Annotated in this window: 17 protein-coding genes; 5 read left to right on the top strand and 12 right to left on the bottom strand. The window is 40.7% G+C overall.

From position 1 onward, the window contains the following. The coding region (locus tag K8S13_RS06055; protein WP_291461223.1) for an ARMT1-like domain-containing protein at positions 1-397 on the top strand (397 nt) is incomplete at its 5' end. A gap of 211 nt (positions 398-608) precedes the next feature. Here K8S13_RS06055 and purN read toward each other — a convergent pair. Next, positions 609-1,334: a phosphoribosylglycinamide formyltransferase gene (gene purN / locus K8S13_RS06050; protein ID WP_291461221.1), complete on the bottom strand. Its 726-nt coding sequence runs from the start codon at positions 1,332-1,334 to the stop codon at positions 609-611. 21 nt (positions 1,335-1,355) lie between these two features. After that, the gene (locus K8S13_RS06045) at positions 1,356-1,574 is read right to left on the bottom strand and encodes a hypothetical protein (RefSeq protein WP_291461219.1); all 219 of its coding nucleotides are present in this window, start codon (positions 1,572-1,574) and stop codon (positions 1,356-1,358) included. 102 nt (positions 1,575-1,676) lie between these two features. On the opposite strand from K8S13_RS06045, the gene polA reads away from it, so the two are divergent. After that, positions 1,677-4,358 carry a DNA polymerase I gene (polA, locus tag K8S13_RS06040; protein WP_291461217.1) on the top strand — a complete coding sequence of 894 codons (2,682 nt, stop codon included), beginning with the start codon at positions 1,677-1,679 and terminating at the stop codon, positions 4,356-4,358. A gap of 31 nt (positions 4,359-4,389) precedes the next feature. Here the strand turns inward: polA and K8S13_RS06035 are convergent, their stop codons facing one another. The 4 genes from K8S13_RS06035 to K8S13_RS06020 form a co-directional block, all read right to left on the bottom strand. Then, positions 4,390-5,724 carry a sigma-54 dependent transcriptional regulator gene (locus K8S13_RS06035; RefSeq protein ID WP_291461215.1) on the bottom strand — a complete coding sequence of 445 codons (1,335 nt, stop codon included), beginning with the start codon at positions 5,722-5,724 and terminating at the stop codon, positions 4,390-4,392. Continuing rightward, a complete protein-coding gene (locus K8S13_RS06030) occupies positions 5,724-6,911 on the bottom strand; it encodes an ATP-binding protein (RefSeq protein WP_291461214.1) in 1,188 nt (395 codons plus the stop codon). Before K8S13_RS06030 ends, K8S13_RS06035 begins: the two co-directional genes overlap by 1 nt. 116 nt (positions 6,912-7,027) lie before the next feature. Continuing rightward, positions 7,028-8,368, bottom strand: a complete 1,341-nt coding sequence (gdhA, locus tag K8S13_RS06025; protein ID WP_291461212.1) for an NADP-specific glutamate dehydrogenase — start codon at positions 8,366-8,368, stop codon at positions 7,028-7,030. Between the two features lie 16 nt (positions 8,369-8,384). Then, the gene (locus K8S13_RS06020; RefSeq protein ID WP_291461210.1) at positions 8,385-8,663 is read right to left on the bottom strand and encodes a hypothetical protein; all 279 of its coding nucleotides are present in this window, start codon (positions 8,661-8,663) and stop codon (positions 8,385-8,387) included. Between the two features lie 423 nt (positions 8,664-9,086). Between K8S13_RS06020 and K8S13_RS06015 the strand changes: the two genes are divergently transcribed. After that, on the top strand, positions 9,087-11,771 hold the full coding sequence (locus tag K8S13_RS06015; protein WP_291461208.1) for a choice-of-anchor D domain-containing protein: 2,685 nt from the start codon (positions 9,087-9,089) through the stop codon (positions 11,769-11,771). A gap of 124 nt (positions 11,772-11,895) precedes the next feature. Beyond that, positions 11,896-12,723, top strand: coding sequence for an NAD(+)/NADH kinase (locus K8S13_RS06010; protein WP_291461206.1), 828 nt, complete (start codon positions 11,896-11,898; stop codon positions 12,721-12,723). Positions 12,724-12,732: 9 nt separating this feature from the next. On the opposite strand, the gene leuD is transcribed toward K8S13_RS06010, so the two are convergent. The 5 genes from leuD to K8S13_RS05985 all read right to left on the bottom strand — a co-directional run bounded on the left by leuD (position 12,733) and on the right by K8S13_RS05985 (position 17,761). Next, entirely contained in the window at positions 12,733-13,257 is a 525-nt protein-coding gene (leuD, locus tag K8S13_RS06005) for a 3-isopropylmalate dehydratase small subunit (protein ID WP_291461204.1), read from the bottom strand. A gap of 11 nt (positions 13,258-13,268) precedes the next feature. Then, positions 13,269-14,555 carry a 3-isopropylmalate dehydratase large subunit gene (locus K8S13_RS06000; protein WP_291461202.1) on the bottom strand — a complete coding sequence of 429 codons (1,287 nt, stop codon included), beginning with the start codon at positions 14,553-14,555 and terminating at the stop codon, positions 13,269-13,271. A 15-nt stretch (positions 14,556-14,570) separates the two neighbouring features. Beyond that, positions 14,571-15,155: a helix-turn-helix domain-containing protein gene (locus tag K8S13_RS05995; protein ID WP_291461201.1), complete on the bottom strand. Its 585-nt coding sequence runs from the start codon at positions 15,153-15,155 to the stop codon at positions 14,571-14,573. 80 nt (positions 15,156-15,235) lie between these two features. Continuing rightward, on the bottom strand, positions 15,236-15,853 hold the full coding sequence (locus tag K8S13_RS05990) for a YigZ family protein (protein WP_291461199.1): 618 nt from the start codon (positions 15,851-15,853) through the stop codon (positions 15,236-15,238). 21 nt (positions 15,854-15,874) lie between these two features. Beyond that, on the bottom strand, positions 15,875-17,761 hold the full coding sequence (locus tag K8S13_RS05985; RefSeq protein WP_291461197.1) for a nitrogen regulation protein NR(II): 1,887 nt from the start codon (positions 17,759-17,761) through the stop codon (positions 15,875-15,877). Between the two features lie 253 nt (positions 17,762-18,014). Between K8S13_RS05985 and K8S13_RS05980 the strand changes: the two genes are divergently transcribed. Next, entirely contained in the window at positions 18,015-18,914 is a 900-nt protein-coding gene (locus K8S13_RS05980) for an exopolyphosphatase (protein WP_291461195.1), read from the top strand. 279 nt (positions 18,915-19,193) lie between these two features. On the opposite strand, the gene K8S13_RS05975 is transcribed toward K8S13_RS05980, so the two are convergent. Next, positions 19,194-19,493 carry a GNAT family N-acetyltransferase gene (locus K8S13_RS05975; RefSeq protein ID WP_291461193.1) on the bottom strand — a complete coding sequence of 100 codons (300 nt, stop codon included), beginning with the start codon at positions 19,491-19,493 and terminating at the stop codon, positions 19,194-19,196. Positions 19,494-19,625 lie beyond the last annotated feature (132 nt).

Below are 19,625 nucleotides of genomic sequence, written 5' to 3'. Positions count from 1 at the left end.
TGTGCTTGATAAATTGTTTATTAAAATCATTAAAAAACAATATGATATTGAGGTTGTATATGTCGTTCGAAGCGTACCCACAATGAATGATGCAACATTGAAAGAAGCGATGGATGTAGGAATTGACCAGGTTGCCACAGTTATTAAGAACGGTATTGACGGTCCGCTGCCCGGAACGGTTTTGAAAAGATGCTCACCCCGGGTGAAAAAGTTGGTTGATCAATCAGATTTAATCATTTCAAAGGGCGGGGGAAATTTTGACAGTTTGAGCGAGGAGGTTAACAATTTGAAAACAAAGATTACATTTATGCTTCTTTCAAAATGCCAGCCCTATAATAAGTATTTCAACACAAACCTGTATCAGCCAATCTTTGCCAATGTTTTTAATAGATTCTGATTTCCCTGTAAAAAAAATTAAAAATTCTTCTGGCCGAAGATAATATTATCAATCAAAAAGTGGTGTCCATTCTACTTGAAAAAATAGGCCATTGTATTACCATTGCCAAGAATGGCCGGGAAGCCATTCATTCTGTAGTGCCTTAATTTGAATATTTTCAATTGATGTTCCCCAGACAAGCCAACTAGCGGGTTCGATCTTCGGCTGGGTACTAAATCAAGGAATCAGCAAATTTTTGAATACATTGGGGATAAAGTTCCCACTCTTTTATGAGACCTTTTTTCTTAATATCATCAAGGGTATCGTTATCTTCAATTTCAAACGCTTTTTGCCCGATAATGGAACCTGTATCTTCCCCGTAATCAATAAAATGAACTGTACACCCGCCAATTTTGCAGCCATAAGCAAAGGTGTCTCCATATCCGTCTGTACCCGGAAAAGAAGGAAGAAGTGCGGGGTGAATATTCATTATTTTATACTTTCCCGGCTCCGTATTAATCCTGTCAATAAAATAAGGTGTCAGCACCCGCATGAATCCCGCCAGGACGAGAAGATCCATGTCATAGGCAAGAATGATATCTAAAAATTCTCTTTCTGCAATGGCACGGCTTTTTAAAAAAAAAGCCGCCTGCTGTTTTGATGCATCATTTGCAAATAATTGCTGTTTTGACTGAATCTCATCCAGATTAAAATCCTCTGGAAGATCTGCATCTTTTATTCCTTCATTTTTGCAGGATCCAATAATTTGAGAATAATCCACTACAAAGGTATCGATATTTGCCTTCTTAGCACGATCCAACCCCTTCACCCCGGGAGTGTCAGAGCCTGTAAAAAGAATATTCGCATCAATCGAATTGTCGAGGCATGCATTGATAATTGCCTGAAGGTTTGTCCCACCGCCTGATATCAAAGTCCCCACATTGATTTTCTTTGCCATGTTCTCCTCCTTTTAAAATTATTATTGATTGCCATATCCGTTCTGCCCGCCACAATCAGGGCATTCCCAGGTAATCCCGTTGCAGGTCATACCCCATTGATTTTCATACATGCATTCCTGGCATATGGAAAACCCGCACCTGCAATTCCAGCAGAATATAAAACCCTGGTCGCAGCAGTGACAGTGTTTTGACCTCTTCGCACGCCTTTTTTCTTTTCTTGTTCTGGCTTTTTGAGTCATATAAGAAATATACTTCTCCTTTAATAAAAAAGATAGTATATATGCCCCATGATTGAATAAAAGTTGAATAAAAATTCAATATTTAAAAAAAAGGGTGTGACCATGGCAGATCCCAAAAAAATATTCCTCATCGACGGCAGTGCTTTCTTGTATCGTGCATTTCATGCCATCAGAAGTCTTTCCACATCAAAAGGGCATCCCACCAATGCCACATTTGGTTTTACCAGAATCCTGTTAAAATTACTCAAGGACAACAGTCCTGAATATGCAGTGGTCCTGTTTGATGTTAAAGGCCCAACCTTCCGTCATAAAATGTATGATCAATACAAAGCCAATCGTCCACCCATGCCTGAAGAACTGGCGGCCCAGATTCCTGATATCAAACGAATCATTGCGGCATTAAATATTCCCATTGTTGAAAAACAGGGGTTTGAAGCAGACGATCTTGTGGGGACATATTCAAAGCTTGCACAGAAAGAAGGATTTGAAGTGGTTATGGTCACCGGTGATAAAGATTTTATCCAGCTTATTACAGAAAAATGCACTCTATGGGACCCCATGAAAGATACCATAAAAGATATAAAAACAATAAAAAAAGATATGGGCATAGAACCCGTGCAGTTTATCGATGTTCTCGGGCTTGCCGGAGACAGTTCGGATAATATACCCGGTGTTCAGGGGGTTGGACCTAAAACAGCCATAAAGCTGATTGTCCAGTTTGGTTCCATTGAAAATATTTATGAAAATCTTGACACCCTTAAAAAGAAAAAAAAATTATATGAAAATCTTTCCAATAGTAAAGATATTGTACTCTTAAGCCGTAACCTTGCCACCATTGATACATCTGTTTCTGTTAAGGAAATAATTGAAGATTTCAAACTAAAAGCCTTTGACAGAAAAAAAGCGTTTGAATTATTCCAGGAGCTGGAATTTAAAACCCTTGCCACAGAATTTGCGCAAAAAGCAGATAAATCTGAAAAAATATATAAGCTCATCACAACAACCAAAGAGCTTGAGAAACTGGCCCAGGTTCTTGAAAACAAAGAAATATTTGCCATTGATACGGAAACCACATCCAAACATCCCATGCAGGCGAAACTTGTGGGAATTTCCTTTTCTTTCAGGAAAAACCAGGGATTTTATATCCCCATCGGCCACACCTTTCCTGACAAAGTCGAACAGCCGGACAAAGAGGAAATACTAAGAATTTTTAAACCCCTCCTTGAAAACCCGGATATCAAAAAGGTCGGGCAAAATATCAAATATGATTATATTGTCCTGTCAAACTTCGGCATTGTCATGCAGGGGATTTCCTTTGATACCATGATTGCCTCTTATCTCTTAAATCCGTCCATAAGGGGTCACAGTCTTGACAGGATTGCCATGAATCTTTTTGGCTATAAAACCATTTCCTATGAAGAGGTGGCAGGTAAAGGCAAAAACCAGATCGGTTTCCAGCAAGTTCCCATTTCTGAAGCAGTAAATTATGCATCTGAAGACGCTGACATCACTTTTATGGCCTATCAGTACTTTAAAAAAGAGATAAAGAATCAAGGCTTTTCCGATTTAATGGAAAATATTGAGGTGCCCCTTATCACGGTTCTTGCAAACATGGAAATTCAAGGAATTAAAGTAAACAAAAATGCATTAAAACATCTTTCCAACACCTTTAGCTTAGAATTGAAAAACATTGAAAAGGAGATTTATTCCCTTGCCGGTGAAGAATTTAACATCAATTCTTCCCAGCAGCTGGGGGTCATCCTGTTTGAAAAACTAAACTTAAAAACCATTAAAAAAACAAAAAAAAAGACCGGTTATTCAACAGATGTGGAAGTCCTTACCAAGCTTGCTCAGACCCACGAACTGCCTGAAAAACTTTTAAGATACCGAACCCTTGGCAAACTCAAATCAACCTATGTAGATGCCCTGCAGAAGCTTGTAAATATTGAGACGGGAAGAATCCATACCTCATTTAACCAGACCATTACTGTGACCGGCCGTTTAAGCAGTTCCAAACCAAATCTTCAGAACATTCCCATCCGGAAAGAGGAAGGTAAAAAAATCCGGAAAGCCTTTATCCCTAAAGAAGGCCATCTACTGATTTCAGCAGACTATTCCCAGATAGAACTGCGAGTCCTGGCCCATTATGCCGAAGATGAAATCCTCATGGAAGCGTTTAAGAATGGCGAAGATATTCATACCAGAACTGCTCTGGAAGTCTTCCAGGTTTTGCCCCAATTTGTTACCACAGATTTAAGAAGCCAGGCCAAAACCATCAATTTCGGTATTGTATACGGCATGAGCGGCTTCAGGCTGGCCAATGACCTGAATATCAGCCGAAAGATGGCCACCGCCTATATTGATAGTTACTTTAAGCGGTATTCCGGTGTAAAAAAATTTATTGATACCACCATAGAAGAGACAAAGAAAACCTGTGAGGTCTATACGATCTTTGGCAGAAAACGGCGCCTGGATGATATCAATTCTTCCAATATCCATATTCGGAATTTTGCCCAGCGGGCAGCTGTCAACACTCCCATACAGGGCAGTGCTGCCGATTTAATCAAACTGGCCATGATAAAAATGGAGGCTGCCTTACAAAAAAACAACATGGCCTCAAAAATGCTCCTGTCCGTCCATGATGAAATCATATTTGAAACCCCGTTTGAAGAAAAAAACCGCTTGATTGATCTGGCTAAAAGCGTCATGGAAAATGTTTATCCACTTAAAGTCCCTTTAGAAGTCAATTTTGGAACCGGTGAAAACTGGGCCCAGGCGCATTAAAGAGGATAACTCCTTTTTATCAGTTATGGTGTTATTTTAATTTTTTTAATAACGTTTTTCTATCAATTTTTAAAATTTTAAGGGCTTTTGCCTTATTCCCACCTGTCTGTTCGACAATATCCCTGACATATTTTTTTGACATATCTTCCAGACTGAGATTAAGATGCTGATTATACGGGACGTTAAATTTCATTATGTCAGGAAAGTTCACACTGTCTATTATATCCTCATCATTCATGATCAGACTTCGATGAATCAGATTTTCAAGTTCCCGGACATTGCCGGGCCAGAAATATTCTTTTAGAGCAGAGATTGCCTTGTCTGTAAAGGCGGGCTCTGTTTTTCCAAGTTCTTTGGCATATTTTAAGGCAAAATGTTTGGCAAGAAGAATGATATCATTTCCACGGTCTCTAAGCGGGGGGATATCAATGTTGATAACATTTAAACGGAAAAATAGATCCTGGCGGAACACGCCTTTTTCAACCAGATCTTCCAAATTTTTATTTGTTGCCGCAATAATTCTGACATCAATTTTTTTAACCAGAGTTTCTCCAATCCGGGAAATTTCTTTTTCCTGTAGAACCCTGAGCATTTTAGCCTGAAGTTCAAACGGCAGTTCACTGATTTCATCTAAAAAAAGACAGCCTTTTTCAGCTGCCTGGAAAAATCCCTTTCTATGTTGAACAGCACCGGTGAATGCCCCTTTTACATGACCAAATAACTCACTTTCAAAAAGGGTAGCAGGTATGCCCGGGCAATTGATGGGAATAAAAGGGTAGATAGATCTTGCCTTGTGATGATAGTGAATCGCACGGGCCACCAATTCTTTTCCCGTACCATTTTCTCCGGTTATTAAAACGATTGCATCATTTTTACAAGTTTTTTCAATCTTTGAATACACCTCCAACATATTTTGGCATTGACCAACAATTCCGAACCGGGCCCAGGTTTCATCATATATCAGGGCTGGATCGATTCTTTTTTCTTTTTGTTTTTGGATACAAATTCCCACGGCATCAAGAAGTTCTTTGTCTGTAAACGGCTTGGTAATGTATTCATCAGCCCCTTCTTTCATGGCAGCCACAGCACTGTTAATAGAGCCGTATCCTGTCAGCATGATAATACAGATATCCTGAAAATGATCCCGAACATATTTTATCAATTCAAGACCTGAATGTTTCGGCATTTTATAATCAGTGATTAAAAGATCAATCTCCTGCCTTGAAAGGATTTGGATGGCATCATTCACACTATGTGCTGTAAACACATGAAATCCGGATATTTCAAGATTTCTTTGTATCACTTCGCAGGTGATGATATTATCATCAACAACGAGAATTACTTCTTTGTCATATTGATTTGGCATCAATTTCTCTCCAGGGGTAAACATATTTGAAAAATTGTTCCTTTACCCGGTTCACTGCTGACTTTTATATCGCCATTATGGTTCTGGATAATTCCATAAACAACAGAAAGGCCTAGCCCCGTGCCTTCACCAACATCTTTTGTTGTAAAAAAGGGCAAAAATGTTTTACTGATATTATCACCTGATATCCCGATCCCGGTATCTTCAATGGAAAGGATCGCATTTTTACTATCCTTTCTTGTGGAGATTATCAATTTACCACCATTTTTCATTGCCTGGGTCGCATTGATTGTCAAATTCGTGATGACCTGTTTAATTTGATTAGGATCAGCTGTAATAGTTATGTTCTCAGTATATTGCCTTACAATTTCAATTCCATTTTTGATGCATCTTGCTTCTAAAAATGTGATGCTGTTGTCAATCACCTCACTGAGGTTAATTTTTTCTTTGCTCAAAGATGATTGACGGGAAAAATCCATTAATTTTTTTATGATTTCCCGGGAATATATGGCACACTCTTCAATTTTTCCAAGGTCGTTTTTCGCCTGGCCCGGCAATTCAGATAATTTAAGCGAAAGTTGAGCAAGCCCCAGTATATTTCCCAACGGTTCGTTCAATTCGTGTGCAACCCCTGCAGCAAGCTGACCAATACTTGCCAGTCGATCGGCATGCAAAAGCTGCTGCTGAATAAGCTTTCTATTTTCATCATCTCTCTGCTTTTTCACATAAAAACTGATAATATTTGCAATACCCTTAAGCGGATTTTTTTCTTCAATTAAAAAAGGATCATTTGATTTTATACCCAGTTTGGGTTTGTAAAAAACTTCTATCGCCCCGACAACCAGGGTTTCTATTAAAATTTCTTCACTTTGGCACAGTTTGGATTCAAAAAAACCGGGTGAAAGATAAATATTCTCCTTAAACCTAATGCGGGCACAGGATTCTTTTGTATGTTGCCATCCATGGGGAACAATACAGACAACTTTATCCAATGCCGCATCCATGTCGCTTTCAATAAATACACACTGGGCAACCTGATACAGACAATTGAGTTCCTTTATTCTTTCTTCTTCATTTCGGCAAACCCTTTTATATTCATCATAAAATTGTTGTAATTTAACATTTCGGTTTTGCAGTTTTTTAATGATTTGCTGCTGTTTCTCAATTTGGATATCTATGGTTTCCATTTAACTTTTTTTATCCGTTATAATTTCACTTCCATCAGTTCCATACCGGACATCCCGGTATGGAATTTGAGGACTTGAAATGAAAAAATAATCTATATTCAATAAAAGTCAATATATCAGGTTAATCCCTGGTCCAGCATTGCATCTGCCACACGCCGGAATCCGGCAACATTTGCCCCGAACACATAATTGCCTTTTTTATTAAATTCGCAGGATGTTTCATAACATTGGTCATGGATATGCTTCATCACCTGATGCAGTCGATTGTCAACCTCGTCTTCTGTCCAGTTCATAAAACTGGCATTCTGTGCCATTTCAAAACAGGAGCAGGCAACCCCTCCTGCATTGCATGCCTTTGCAGGAGCATAAAAGATATCTGCATTTTCCAAAAATTCCATACCCTCCAGACTCACGGGCAGATTTGCTCCCTCTACAAGACATTTGACATTATTTTTTACCAAGGTCTCTGCATCATCAAAGTCAAGTTCATTTTGTGTTGCACAAGGAAAAGCAATGTCACAGGGGATTACCCATGGTCGTTCGCCCGGATAAAACTTAACCTTAAAATGATCTGCATAATCTTTTACAACATCATTTCCACTCAACCTCATTTTTAGCATATAGTCAACTTTTTCGCCGGTAACACCCTCAGGGTCATGGATGAATCCATCCGGTCCAGAAAGCGTAATAACCTTACCACCAAGCTCATTTACCTTTTTTACAACACCCCAGGCAACATTTCCGAAACCGGAAACCGTTACAATCTTGCCATCAATATTATCGTCAACATTTTTCAGCATTTCCTCGGCAAAGTAGACCACACCATATCCCGTGGCCTCTGGTCTTAGATAGCTTCCTCCCCAGGCAATGCCTTTCCCTGTCAAAACACCTTTAAAAGACTTGGTCATTCTGCGGTACATTCCAAAAAGATAACCGATTTCCCTTGTTCCCACCCCGATATCACCTGCAGGGACATCAGAGGATGCACCAATATGTCTTGAAAGTTCCAACATGAAACTTTGACAAAAATTCATTATTTCATTATCAGACTTACCCCGCGGGTTGAAATCAGATCCGCCTTTTCCACCGCCCAAAAGCAGTCCAGTCAATGCATTTTTGAAAATCTGCTCAAACCCGAGACATTTGATAATACTCAAAGTAACCGAAGCATGGAATCGAAGCCCCCCTTTATAGGGGCCCAGTACATTATTAAACTCAACACGATGCCCTGTATTGACCTGAACCCTGCCCTGGTCGTCTTTCCATGGAACCCTGAAACTGATGGACCGGTCCGGTTCGACCAGTTGCTCAAGTATCCGGTTATTTTGATACTCCAGATTAAAATCAAGAACCGGCGCAATGGATTTGAAAACTTCTGATACTGATTGAATATATTCTTTTTCCCAGGGGTATTTTTCATTGAGCATTTCCAAAACATTATTCGTATACGCGTTCATAATTTTTTCCTTTTAGTTATCTGTATTCTTCACAATTAATTACAGTGTCATCCGTTCTTTGCAGATTACAAGTTTCAATATTTTCACAATTGCTGCAAATTCCTTTCTGCATTGGCTCTATTGAATCATCAACCTTTTCAATGGCCTTGGCGATATTGCTTTTTGGTTCTGAGGGATCAGTACATGTAAACTCTTCACAAAAAATTATGGGTTTTGTGTGATTCATGCGATAACGGCACTCGTCTGCATTTAAACAATTGAGACAAAGCCCTGATAATTGTATTGTTTCTGGCATAATAGCTCCTTTTTAATTTTCAATTTTTAACCATACAATCATACGAATAGCAATTGATGTGCCAAGCATAATCAACTATTAAAAATCAAAAGATTACAACATGTTATAATGTAAAATGTTATAGAACCATCAACCAAAAAGGTTGGAAATTTTCCACAGTCGGGAAATTTTCCCTAATCTTTTTTGCCTGTATTTGGATAAACACTAAATAGAAGAAATTCTCTGGCATTCCTCCTGGATATGTTAATCGTTCGTACTTGAAAAACACTATATCTTATGTTATTTTGATTTCAGTTTATTGATGATATTTTTTCGTTGAAATCACTCTGTCTACTCCTCCTGCCTTGCTGACAGAATCGAACTGCGCCGTATTATTACAATAGGCTGATAAAACCCCACGAACGAAAAAAAGGAGGATTAAGGATGAACACTATCAAAACAAAATCCATTTTTATTATTTTTTTGCTTTTATTTTTATGCAGGGATTCCCAGGCTTATGATCCGTGGATATCGATAGACGCATGGGGGCTTGAAAAAGCAGTTGTCACAACGGAAATGGATGCTGTTGTGTTCAATGTCGCATCACCCTATTGGCCCGATGATGAAAATTTCCCGATCCAATGGTTTGATCCGGACGGCAACGAAGTAGACACGGGTACGGAGATCGCCTGGACCTCAAAATTTATTAATGGCATTTATGTGGGGCATTATGGACGAATGCTCGTCAAGGGATATGAGCGACCCCCGGGGATCTGGATGGTGGCAGGTGACAGGCGATTTGCATTTTTTCAAATCATCACCACCCCGGCGCTGGAACTGGCTCCCCAGTCCTTGTGGGAATTGGAAGTCATTGATTCTTTTGAAGCACCGGGTCCATTCCCGGAAGCCATCGCCTTTGATGGAACGAGCCTTTGGATTGGCGCCGATCAAATTTACAAACTGGATCTGGACGGAAATATCCTGCTTTCCGGGGCACTCCCCTATTCAGGCTTTGAAGCCCTGACCTTTGACGGAACCTGTTTCTGGAATCTGCAGACAGATAACAATTTAATCGACAAGATAATCCACAAGCTGGAGATAAAAGAAGGACTTGTAAAATCCGTCCTGGACTCCTTTTCTTCCCCTGGGCCTGAACCGGCGGACCTATCTTTTAACGGCACCCACCTGTGGAATGCCAGTGCTGTGGCAGATAAAATCTATAAAATAGATACGGCCGGCACAATAGTTCAGAGCTTTGATTCTCCGGGCACGCAGCCCACCGGCCTGGCCTATGACGGGACCTACCTGTGGAATGCGGATGCAGATGACGACAGGATTTATAAAATGGATCTGTCGGAAGATATTATCGATTCACCCAGGTCTTACCCCACCGACCTGGCATCAGACGGCACACACCTGTGGGTGGCGGATAATTTGGTTAAAAAAATTTACAAGATCGATTCGGCCGGAAATATACTGGATTCATTCTATGCCCCGGGGGGCGGGTCTTCAGGGGTGGGGGGGCTCACGTTTGACGGGACCTACCTGTGGAATGCCAACTGGAAGCTCGATAAGATTTATAAACTGGACACAGCCGGTAATGTTATTGATTCTTTTGATTCACCCGGAGGGTGGCCAATGGGCCTGGCATGGGATGGCACTTTTCTGTGGAATGTTGACTACAATGACCGCAAAATTTATAAATTGACTACTACGGGGACCATAATATCCTCTTTCAGCACCCCTTTCTTAGTATATGCTCCAAAGGGTCTGGCCTTTGACGGCACCTACCTCTGGCTTGTCAATTCGCCCAAAAGGATTTATAAATTGACCACCGGGGGAGTCGTAATGGATGAGTTTATGTCTCCCGGGCCTAGTGCGAGCGGCCTTGCATTCCACGAGGCCAAGTTGTGGCACAGTGATGATGTTACGGACCAACTCTATGAATTGATCGTAACCGCACCAGTGATTGCGTCTTTTGACTCCCCGGGAACTTTTCCCTATGGACTGGCATTTGACGGCACTTATCTTTGGAATGCGGACAGTGATACAAACACCATCTACAAACTTTCCACAGCCGGAATTGTGGTCAGTGAATTCACATCTCCGGAAGATGATCCGGCCGGTCTGACATTCGACGGAAGCAATTTGTGGAGTGTTGATATGATGGAGGCTAAAATATTTAAGCATGACGCTTCCGGTACGATCATCGGCTCGCTTGAGTCACCCGATCTCCGTCCTTCCGGCCTTGCCTACGATGGTACTGCCTGGTGGAACGCCGATGTTTTTGAAGATAGGATTTACCGGTTGGATATCTTAAAGGGTCTCATTACCACTTCTCTCTACGTCAACGAAGACCCTCCCTCTTCCAATTCATTGGGTATCGCCGATGATGGCACAGATCTATGGGTTTCTCACCCAAAAGGATTTGGCAAAATCGGCAGGTTTACCAAATATGATGAGGCGGGATTGAAGGTGGCTTTCTGGGATTCGCCCGGATATGAACCGGGTGCACTCGGTTTTGACGGGACCCACATGTGGCACGCGGATGCAGCCGAGGGGTTTATATTCAAAATGGATCTGAACGGGAAGGTTACCGATCGATTCGACTACCCGGAATTTAAAATTACCGATATGGCAACGGGCCATAACCGCTTCTGGGCTGTTGACAGTTCAAATGACATAATTTATGTAATGAATAAACCCGGCCGCGTCAATGTTGGTTCATCCAGAGGCCGGACTTTCACAATAACATCAACCGGACCGGAAGACCTGCTTATCGGATCACTGACCATCACCGGTAACCATGCCGGCCAGTTCCACCTTCTGGACGATACCTGCTCGGGGCAAACCCTGGCCCGGGAGACCGACTGTACATTCCGGCTGGAATTTTCACCGTCTGTGCCCGGGGACATGCAGGCGGTTTTAGAAATACCGTCCAATATCGAAGTCAAACCGATCCCGAATATGCCGCTCAGCGGAACCGGGGTAATGGGCTGTTCCGGAGATTCCGAACCGGACGGGGATGTGGACGGAATGGATCTGGCAAACTATATTATTGACAGTGGTGGTATCAGCCTTACTGAATTTTCATCATATTTCGGACGGAATGACTGCATGATCGAATGACATCAGTTCCACTCCATACACCAAGGTCATTATCACACACCCGTCTTCCATATTAAACTTGACTTTATGACGTATATACGGCAATAACCGTTGCAGACCACACGATGGAGGCAGTAAATAAAGCATGAACACCAAACGGATCGGACTTGTCATAAAAAATGATGATAAGGCTGAGAAAAAGGCCCGTGAACTTGAAAAAAGGTTAGGGGACCAATGTGTTGTCATAGATGTCCAACATTCAAAAAATACGGATATTCCTGATGATCTTTTGTGCATGATTGTTCTGGGCGGAGACGGCACTTTTTTAAGTGTGGCGCGATTCATAGAAAATAGAGATATCCCCCTGATGGGTGTCAAATTCGGTGAAGTCGGATTTCTGGCCGAAACAACCGAAGATAATCTTTCTGAGGCGGTAGCTTCACTGCTTGAGGGAAAATATCTTATTCAACAAAGAACCCGGCTTGATATAAAAGTGGTGCGTGACAATGAACAGATTATTGATGTGGATGTCCTCAATGATGCGGTGATTAACAAATCAGCTTTATCAAGACTGGCATCGTGTGCCGTATACATTGATTCGACCTATTTGACAACCTACAGAGCGGACGGCCTGATTATCGGAACCCCCACCGGCTCAACCGCCTATTCCCTGGCAGCCGGGGGACCTGTGGTGCACCCTGCCGTCCCTTCCATTATCCTGACCCCGATCTGCCCGTTTACACTGACGAACAGGCCATTGATCATTCCGGATTCGACCAGAATTGAAATCCGTCTGGAAGGCAGTCCTGAAGATATGATCCTCACCCTTGACGGACAGGAAGGGTTTGAAATGGATCCCGGGGATAAACTCTTTATCAAAAAAAGCAGAAATAATATAAGAATGATCTCTTTTGAAGAGCAGTCCTATTATAAAGTTTTAAAAACCCGTCTTAAATGGAGTGGTGGAAGATAGCATGAAAATTTAATAATGCATATCTGCATATTCTACCCATCCACCGGTCTGAATAAGGGTTTTATCAAATTCTGAAATTTTAAATTCGATCTTTTTTGTTTGATCTTTTGTTTGAATCATGATCTCAGACCTTTCTACATCTACTGAAATTTGAACATCACTCTTTCCAAACACACTAAAAATAGAATTAATCCGGTCCTGGGAAAGTTCAATGGCAAGCATGCCGCAATTGAACATATTCTGCCTGAATATTCTTGCAAAACCTGGAGCGATGACAACATTAATACCATTCTCTTCAAGTGCCCAGGGAGCATGCTCTCTTGAAGATCCGCATCCAAAATTCTCTTGCGTAACAATAATGGCCTTGTCTTTAATATCTATGTCCGGATTAAAGCCTTCTAATTTTAAATCTTCAAGTAAATGCTGTTTCATGGCTGATTTTTCAATTTCAGTGAGATATTTGGCCGGGATGATTTCATCTGTATTAATATCTGAACGATCCAGAAACAATACATTCCCTTTAAATTCTTTCATTATAGTCTTCCTTATTCACAATAAAGATTGGAGTTTGAAATTTCGCCTTTAATAGCACTGGCAGCTGCTGTTGCAGGGCTCATCAAATGAACCATACCGCCCTTGCCCATGCGGCCGTTAAAATTTCGATTGGTTGTTGCAGCCGCCACCTCACCATCTGCAAGAACCCCATTACTCATGCCGAGACAGGCGCCGCAAGTGGGATTTGTTACACAAAAGCCTGAATCCATAAAGGTTTTAAGAATGCCTTCTTCCATGGCCTTGGAAAATATTTTTGGTGTGGCCGGAGATACAATCCCCCGGATATGTTCGCTGATGATGTGGCCTTTAAGAACCTCTGCCGCAATTCTCAAATCTTCAAGCCGCCCATTGGTGCAGGAACCGATATAGACCTGATCAAGCCGGATTCCCTTCATCCGGGATACGGGTTTTACATTGTCCGGCTTGTATCCAAAGGTTGTTAAAGGCTCAAGATCAGTCACATCAATAGTTTTTTGTCTGGTATATACTGCATCATCATCGGATTTAAACTTTAAAAATGCTTCCAGCGCCTCCTGCCTGCTTGAATAGTCATCTTTGATAAACTCCCAGAGGTATTCAACCGTTGTCATGTCAGGAAGGCATATTCCACTGGTCGCACCTGCTTCCACCGCCATGTTGGAAAGGGTCATCCGCTGATCCATATTCATCTCATCCACAATACTGCCTCTGAATTCAATGACCATATTGGTGGCCCCGTTTACGGTTAATTCTTTAATAACCTTAAGAATAATATCTTTGGCAAATACGCCTTTTGGCAGTGTTCCAATAATCTCAATCTTATATGTTTGAGGGGTTTTAAATGTGCAGACCCCTTTTAGAATGCCCACTTCCAGATCCGTGGTTCCGACACCAGCGGCAAACGCCCCAAAAGCCCCGTGTGTACAGGTATGAGAATCTCCCATAATGATGGTAAAACCGGGGTGTACAAATCCTTTCTCGGGAAATATGGCATGGCAGACACCGTTGTGGCCAATATCAAAAAAATCCTTGATTCCATGCCTTTTTGCCCATTCCCGCAGGATTTTACCCTGCATGGCAGTTTTAGAATCTTTGGCAGGCGTCACATGATCAATGACCGCTTTAATTTTTTTTGGATCAAACACCCGATCCTTTCCCCTGGCCACCAGATCCTGTATGGCTGTCGGGGTTGTGATTTCATGACAAAAAACCCTGTCCAGTTTTAAGACACTGACATCTCCAAAGGGCTCATCTACTAAATGGGCTTTAAAAATTTTTTCTGCAATGGTTTTTCCCATTATTCTCTCCAAATATTATGATATTTTATCACCGAAATAATCTTCACCATCTGCAGGTGTAACCACCCAGTATGCCCGGAAAATCTGATCGGATGAATTTTTAATTACATGGGGAATTTCTGAAAAAAAAGAGACAGAGTCCCCTTTATGAATTTCATATATTTCTTCACCATAAACAAGCTGTGCTGATCCCTCAACAACGATTCCCAGCTCACGTCCAAGATGCCCGTCACTTTCATCGCCTCTCTGCTGGCCGGGCGAAAGCTCCAGAAAAAAAGCATTAAAAGAGTGATTCCCCTTTATTTGACTGTCACCGCAAAGCTTTTCATATTTAAAGCCTTTTCGTTGATAAATCTTTCGATCATCCCTTCTGATAATCTCAACCCGGGAGCTGGTTTCATAATCTTTAAAAAATTTATTGGGCGGCACACCATATACTTCTAAAATCTGCAGCAAGGTATCCAGGGAAGGAGATATTCGATTTCTTTCTATTTGCGACAATAAACTGGAACTGACGCCGGCCTTTGCTGCAACTTCTTTAATCGTCAGGTGCCTTGAATTTCTGATGGCTCTGAGAAGTGCACCGAGTTTTGTTTTCATGGACTCACCATTAAATTTTAGTATAATTAATTAAAATTTAAGAATACTAAAATTAATTTTCTTGTCAATACCTTTTTTTATTACAGTATCATATTGAATTTCAGTTTTCCCCGGGATTGATATTCAGAGAGCAGACTCTCCACCTTGGCAAAACTTTTAAGTTCAATTTCAATCGTATGAACAATTTTATCTGTATAGATCGTATCTTTAATCCGGCTCAAATGATTTTTCATCTGATTGAGCAGGGTATCATTAAATTCATAGGACACTTCAATAAGAATGTTGATCGTCTGAACCAGTTTCTTAAGTTTTTTCAACTCTATGGTATTTTTTACAGACGCAGAATAGGCTTGGATCAACCCCCTGACACCCAGTTTTACACCACCGAAATGCCGGGTCACAACAGCAGCGATATGGGTCATGCCATGACTTTTTAATGTGTTCAGCATGGGTTTTCCGGCAGTGCCGGAAGGTTCTCCTGCATCAGAACTATGAAAAATATCTCCTTTTTCTCCTAAAATATATGCCCAGCAATTATGGGTGGCTGTTTTATTCTCCTTTGAAATCCGGGTAATAAAACTTTTTGCTTTTTCAATGGATTCCACATATTCCAGGGTGCAAATAAAAATGGATCGTTTGATTTTTATTGTTGTCGTGCGACGATATTCAATTGAATAAAAATAATTTTCATCCATCATATATTCATTTATTTCAAATAATTAATGTTTATCCAGAATATCCCTGATATACACTGGGAAGTAGACTTCAAAACAGGTTCCTTCCCCCTCTTTTGATTTGACATTAATATAACCCTTGTGAGACTGGATAATTCCATGGACGACTGAAAGGCCAATGCCTGATCCTTTGCCATTCTTTTTGGTGGTAAAAAACGGATCAAAAATTCTTTCCAGCACAGCAGGGGGAATGCCCGGACCCGTATCCGCAATTCTTAGATATACATAAATACCGGGTTTTAAAGGAAAAATCATATTATCCTCTTTTATCATAATCTCATCCAGGAGGACATCAAGGACTCCCCTCTTTTCTTCCATGGCATGATAGGCATTGGAAATCAAATTCATGAGAACCTGGTGTACCTGCATAGGATCAACCATCAAAAGGCTGCATTTCTCATTAATTTTTTCCCTGATTTCAATGGTTGCAGGCAAAAAGGATCTTGCAAGTGCCAGGGCATCCTGAACTAACACATTGGGTTGCAATAATTTAAATTCATTGTCTTTCTGCTCTGAGAAGGTGAGCATTTGATTGGCCAGACCCTTGGCAGACAAAGCACAGTCATAAATACTTTGAAGGTGTTCTCTTCTTTTGGGTTCTTTATCATCAATGTCCATCAAAAGCATTTCAGCATAGCCTGAAATAGGAGCGAGAATATTATTAAAATCATGGGCGATACCCTTGGCAAGGATTCCGATGGCTTCCATCTTCTGTGCTTGAAGCAATTGTTTTTCAAGTCCTTTACGCTTCGATATATCAACAGCCATTACCCGGGTTTCAACAATTTCATCAAATTTATTCCTGACGGCATCCAGGGAAATACTGACCCAGATATTCTCCTGATTTTTATGCTTGAATTTCATTTCAACATCCCGCATAGACCCGTCTTGCTCAAGAATAGATCTGACTTGGTCAGGCGTTATGGTTTCCCCGTCATCATTCACATAGAGGTCCATTATACTCAGACCGGTCAGTTCTTCTTTTCCATAGCCTGAAAGCTTTGACGCGTTGTGATTACATTTAGTAATAACTCTCTGTGGATCTACGGAAAAATATGCAATGGGTGCATTTTCATACAAATCCCGATATTTTTTCTCATTTTCAACCAATTCCAGCGACGTTTGTCGCAGTTGTTGCTCTTTTCTCAATAACAGATGGGCGCCTCGCCTTCCTTTAAGCCGCCCCAGCGCTGCAAGGGATGCGATTTCAACTAGCCGTATCAGGATATCGAATTTTTCTTTGAGTTCCTTTTCCCTGACAAATCCGGATTCAATCCTATCCATCAAATCAGGGTCTGCCGTATTAACCACCAGAATACCGTAATCCGGGATATAAATGGAAACATAATTCTTTGCCTGAAAATGTTTGATAATATTTAAATCCACTTTTACCTTAATATCCGGTTCACTAATGATCGTCCCATTATAACTAAAGAAAGGGACATAGCCATATTGATCATTACCCTTATAAATACTGGTTGAAATATCAGGGCTGAAAAGAATGCTGATGCCTTGTTTATGATAACCGTCGCAGGTTCGGAGCATATAGGCAATTATTCCATCATTGTCTTCCATTTGATCTGTCTTACCCTTTTTAAAAAAATAAACAGGGCTTAGTTTTCTCAATTTAACAATGGTTGTGCCAAAATACTTTAATATTTTACCTTTAAGACCTTTCCCGTCAAGCATATCCATGGCACCCCGGTCCCAGTCACCTGTCGGAAGGAATTTGACATTTGATGCATTTGTGCCGTATAACACGCCCACCTGTTCTGCCTGAAAAACCTCCAGGGCTGTCTTCAAAAGTTTTTTTAATGGATTTCCTCTTTTAAAAAAATCCTTTTCAATCTGATCAATATCTATTTTCGTCACAATCGCAATCTCTTAGATAGAAAAAATGAAACTATAACCGAATACTTAACTGAAAATCATAAAAACAGAAAAGTCCTTGCGGGTCAAGCAGAAAAGCCCTGACAAACCGGATTAAAGCTAAGGGTTAAAGAAGCCTCATCAAGATCTTAACAAAAAATATCCTTGAAAAGTCCTTTTTTATGATTTATCAATAAATTATAAAAAAGGAAATAATATCATTGGTTGATACATTTAACCCGCTAAGAGTTTATTTATGAGAATAGTTACCCGACCCGATTTTGACGGAATTGTATGTGCTGTACTGCTTTACCAGGCTGAAAACATTAATACAGCAATTCATTGGGTTGAACCCAATGAGGTTCAAACCGGGAAAGCCGGTATTCTGAAAGGCGATATCCTTGCAAATCTCCCCTATTCACCCAATTGTTCCCTGTGGTTTGATCACCATATCTCTAATAAACCCGGGGGAAATTTTAAAGGGGCATTTGAAATTGCGCCTTCTGCTGCCGGTGTTCTTTATAAATACTATAAAAGCCAGGGAAAACTGGATAATCATTTTGATGAACTGGTCTTTCATACGGATATCATTGACGCTGCCGATTTAAACCAGGACCAGGTACGATATCCTGAAAAATATCCGTATATTATTTTATCCATGACCATTAAAAATGATCATTATAAAGATATACCCTATTGGAACAAACTGGTTGATCTTTTGATAAAAACAAATATTGCCGCTATTCTTGAAGAACCAGAAGTTAAGGCACGCTGTAACAGGGTTATTGAGGAAAATGCCGCCTTTAAAAAACATTTATTGCAGCACACAAAAATCAATCAAAACATATCGATTACCGATTTCAGATCCCTTGATACCGTGCCCGACGGCAACCGGTTTTTGACCTATTCCCTCTTCCCTAAAAGTATGGCCAGTGTAAAAATCAGATTTGACAGTCCGGAACATAAACATGTACTGCTCAGTATCGGTAAAAATATTTTCAACCAGCAATGCCATGTCAATGTTGGAAATCTGCTGGCTCAATTTGGCGGTGGCGGCCATGCCGGTGCCGGGGGCTGCACCTTAAAAGCTCAAGCAGCGGACAAAGCCATAGAACAAATTCTCGAAATCATGTTTCAAAACAAAAAAGAACTTTAAAGTTTGCCCTTAACACTGGTAATTTTATCTGCCAGGGTGCAAGCAGGAGAATACTCTTTGGCAGTCCATATGACCCGGGGGAATAACCTGTAGAATAAAAAATTATTTTACCACTTTTATAGAAAACCCAAATCTACATGGATAATTTATATAAACCCGGTCGTTATGAGGGTTGCAACTCCCACGATTGAACGATCAAAAATATTTTCGATTCAATAAAAACTTCGGAATATTTTTTTCAAAAAGTGAACATATCAAACCCCGAAGTGAGAGTATTATTTACTCTCGCCAATGCTCTGGTTGATTAAGAATATCTGAACATTGCACTGCTCCTTTTATCCTTCCAATAACTCCAGAACATAATTCCTTCACCATCCAGGCATCTGCATGTTCTTCAGGTATGTGATATGGAGCTTGGTAACCAAGAACTCCTGCCGGAGTGAAGCCAGTACGTGGATAATATCCTGGATGCCCTAAAACAAAGACTAATTCCACACCTGAATCTTTTAATAGATTCAATCCTTCTTTAATAAGTTGAGTTCCGACTCCCTTACTTTGAAAGTCCGGAAGAATGGCCATTGGTGCAAGTATTTGGGCTGAAACAGGGTCCGTAGTTTGTGTGATTTTTCCTTTTTTATATCCTTTTCTTTTTCGGGGCTAATACTATTTTTAGGCATGATTATTTCTCCTGTTATTTATGGCTTTTATTTT

Source organism: Desulfobacula sp. (assembly GCF_021107415.1).
This window is presented reverse-complemented; position numbering and strand designations above follow the sequence as displayed.

Bases quoted from the DNA above. Each gene is read 5' to 3' on its own strand.
- K8S13_RS05995 (WP_291461201.1), bottom strand. From the start codon at position 15,155: ATGAAAACAAAACTCGGTGCACTTCTCAGAGCCATCAGAAATTCAAGG.
- K8S13_RS05975 (WP_291461193.1), bottom strand. From the start codon at position 19,493: ATGGCCATTCTTCCGGACTTTCAAAGTAAGGGAGTCGGAACTCAACTT.
- K8S13_RS06015 (WP_291461208.1), top strand. From the start codon at position 9,087: ATGAACACTATCAAAACAAAATCCATTTTTATTATTTTTTTGCTTTTA.
- K8S13_RS06035 (WP_291461215.1), bottom strand. From the start codon at position 5,724: ATGCCAAATCAATATGACAAAGAAGTAATTCTCGTTGTTGATGATAAT.
- K8S13_RS06000 (WP_291461202.1), bottom strand. From the start codon at position 14,555: ATGGGAAAAACCATTGCAGAAAAAATTTTTAAAGCCCATTTAGTAGAT.
- polA (WP_291461217.1), top strand. From the start codon at position 1,677: ATGGCAGATCCCAAAAAAATATTCCTCATCGACGGCAGTGCTTTCTTG.
- K8S13_RS06045 (WP_291461219.1), bottom strand. From the start codon at position 1,574: ATGACTCAAAAAGCCAGAACAAGAAAAGAAAAAAGGCGTGCGAAGAGG.
- K8S13_RS06010 (WP_291461206.1), top strand. From the start codon at position 11,896: ATGAACACCAAACGGATCGGACTTGTCATAAAAAATGATGATAAGGCT.
- leuD (WP_291461204.1), bottom strand. From the start codon at position 13,257: ATGAAAGAATTTAAAGGGAATGTATTGTTTCTGGATCGTTCAGATATT.
- purN (WP_291461221.1), bottom strand. From the start codon at position 1,334: ATGGCAAAGAAAATCAATGTGGGGACTTTGATATCAGGCGGTGGGACA.
- K8S13_RS06020 (WP_291461210.1), bottom strand. From the start codon at position 8,663: ATGCCAGAAACAATACAATTATCAGGGCTTTGTCTCAATTGTTTAAAT.
- K8S13_RS05980 (WP_291461195.1), top strand. From the start codon at position 18,015: ATGAGAATAGTTACCCGACCCGATTTTGACGGAATTGTATGTGCTGTA.
- gdhA (WP_291461212.1), bottom strand. From the start codon at position 8,368: ATGAACGCGTATACGAATAATGTTTTGGAAATGCTCAATGAAAAATAC.
- K8S13_RS05990 (WP_291461199.1), bottom strand. From the start codon at position 15,853: ATGATGGATGAAAATTATTTTTATTCAATTGAATATCGTCGCACGACA.
- K8S13_RS06030 (WP_291461214.1), bottom strand. From the start codon at position 6,911: ATGGAAACCATAGATATCCAAATTGAGAAACAGCAGCAAATCATTAAA.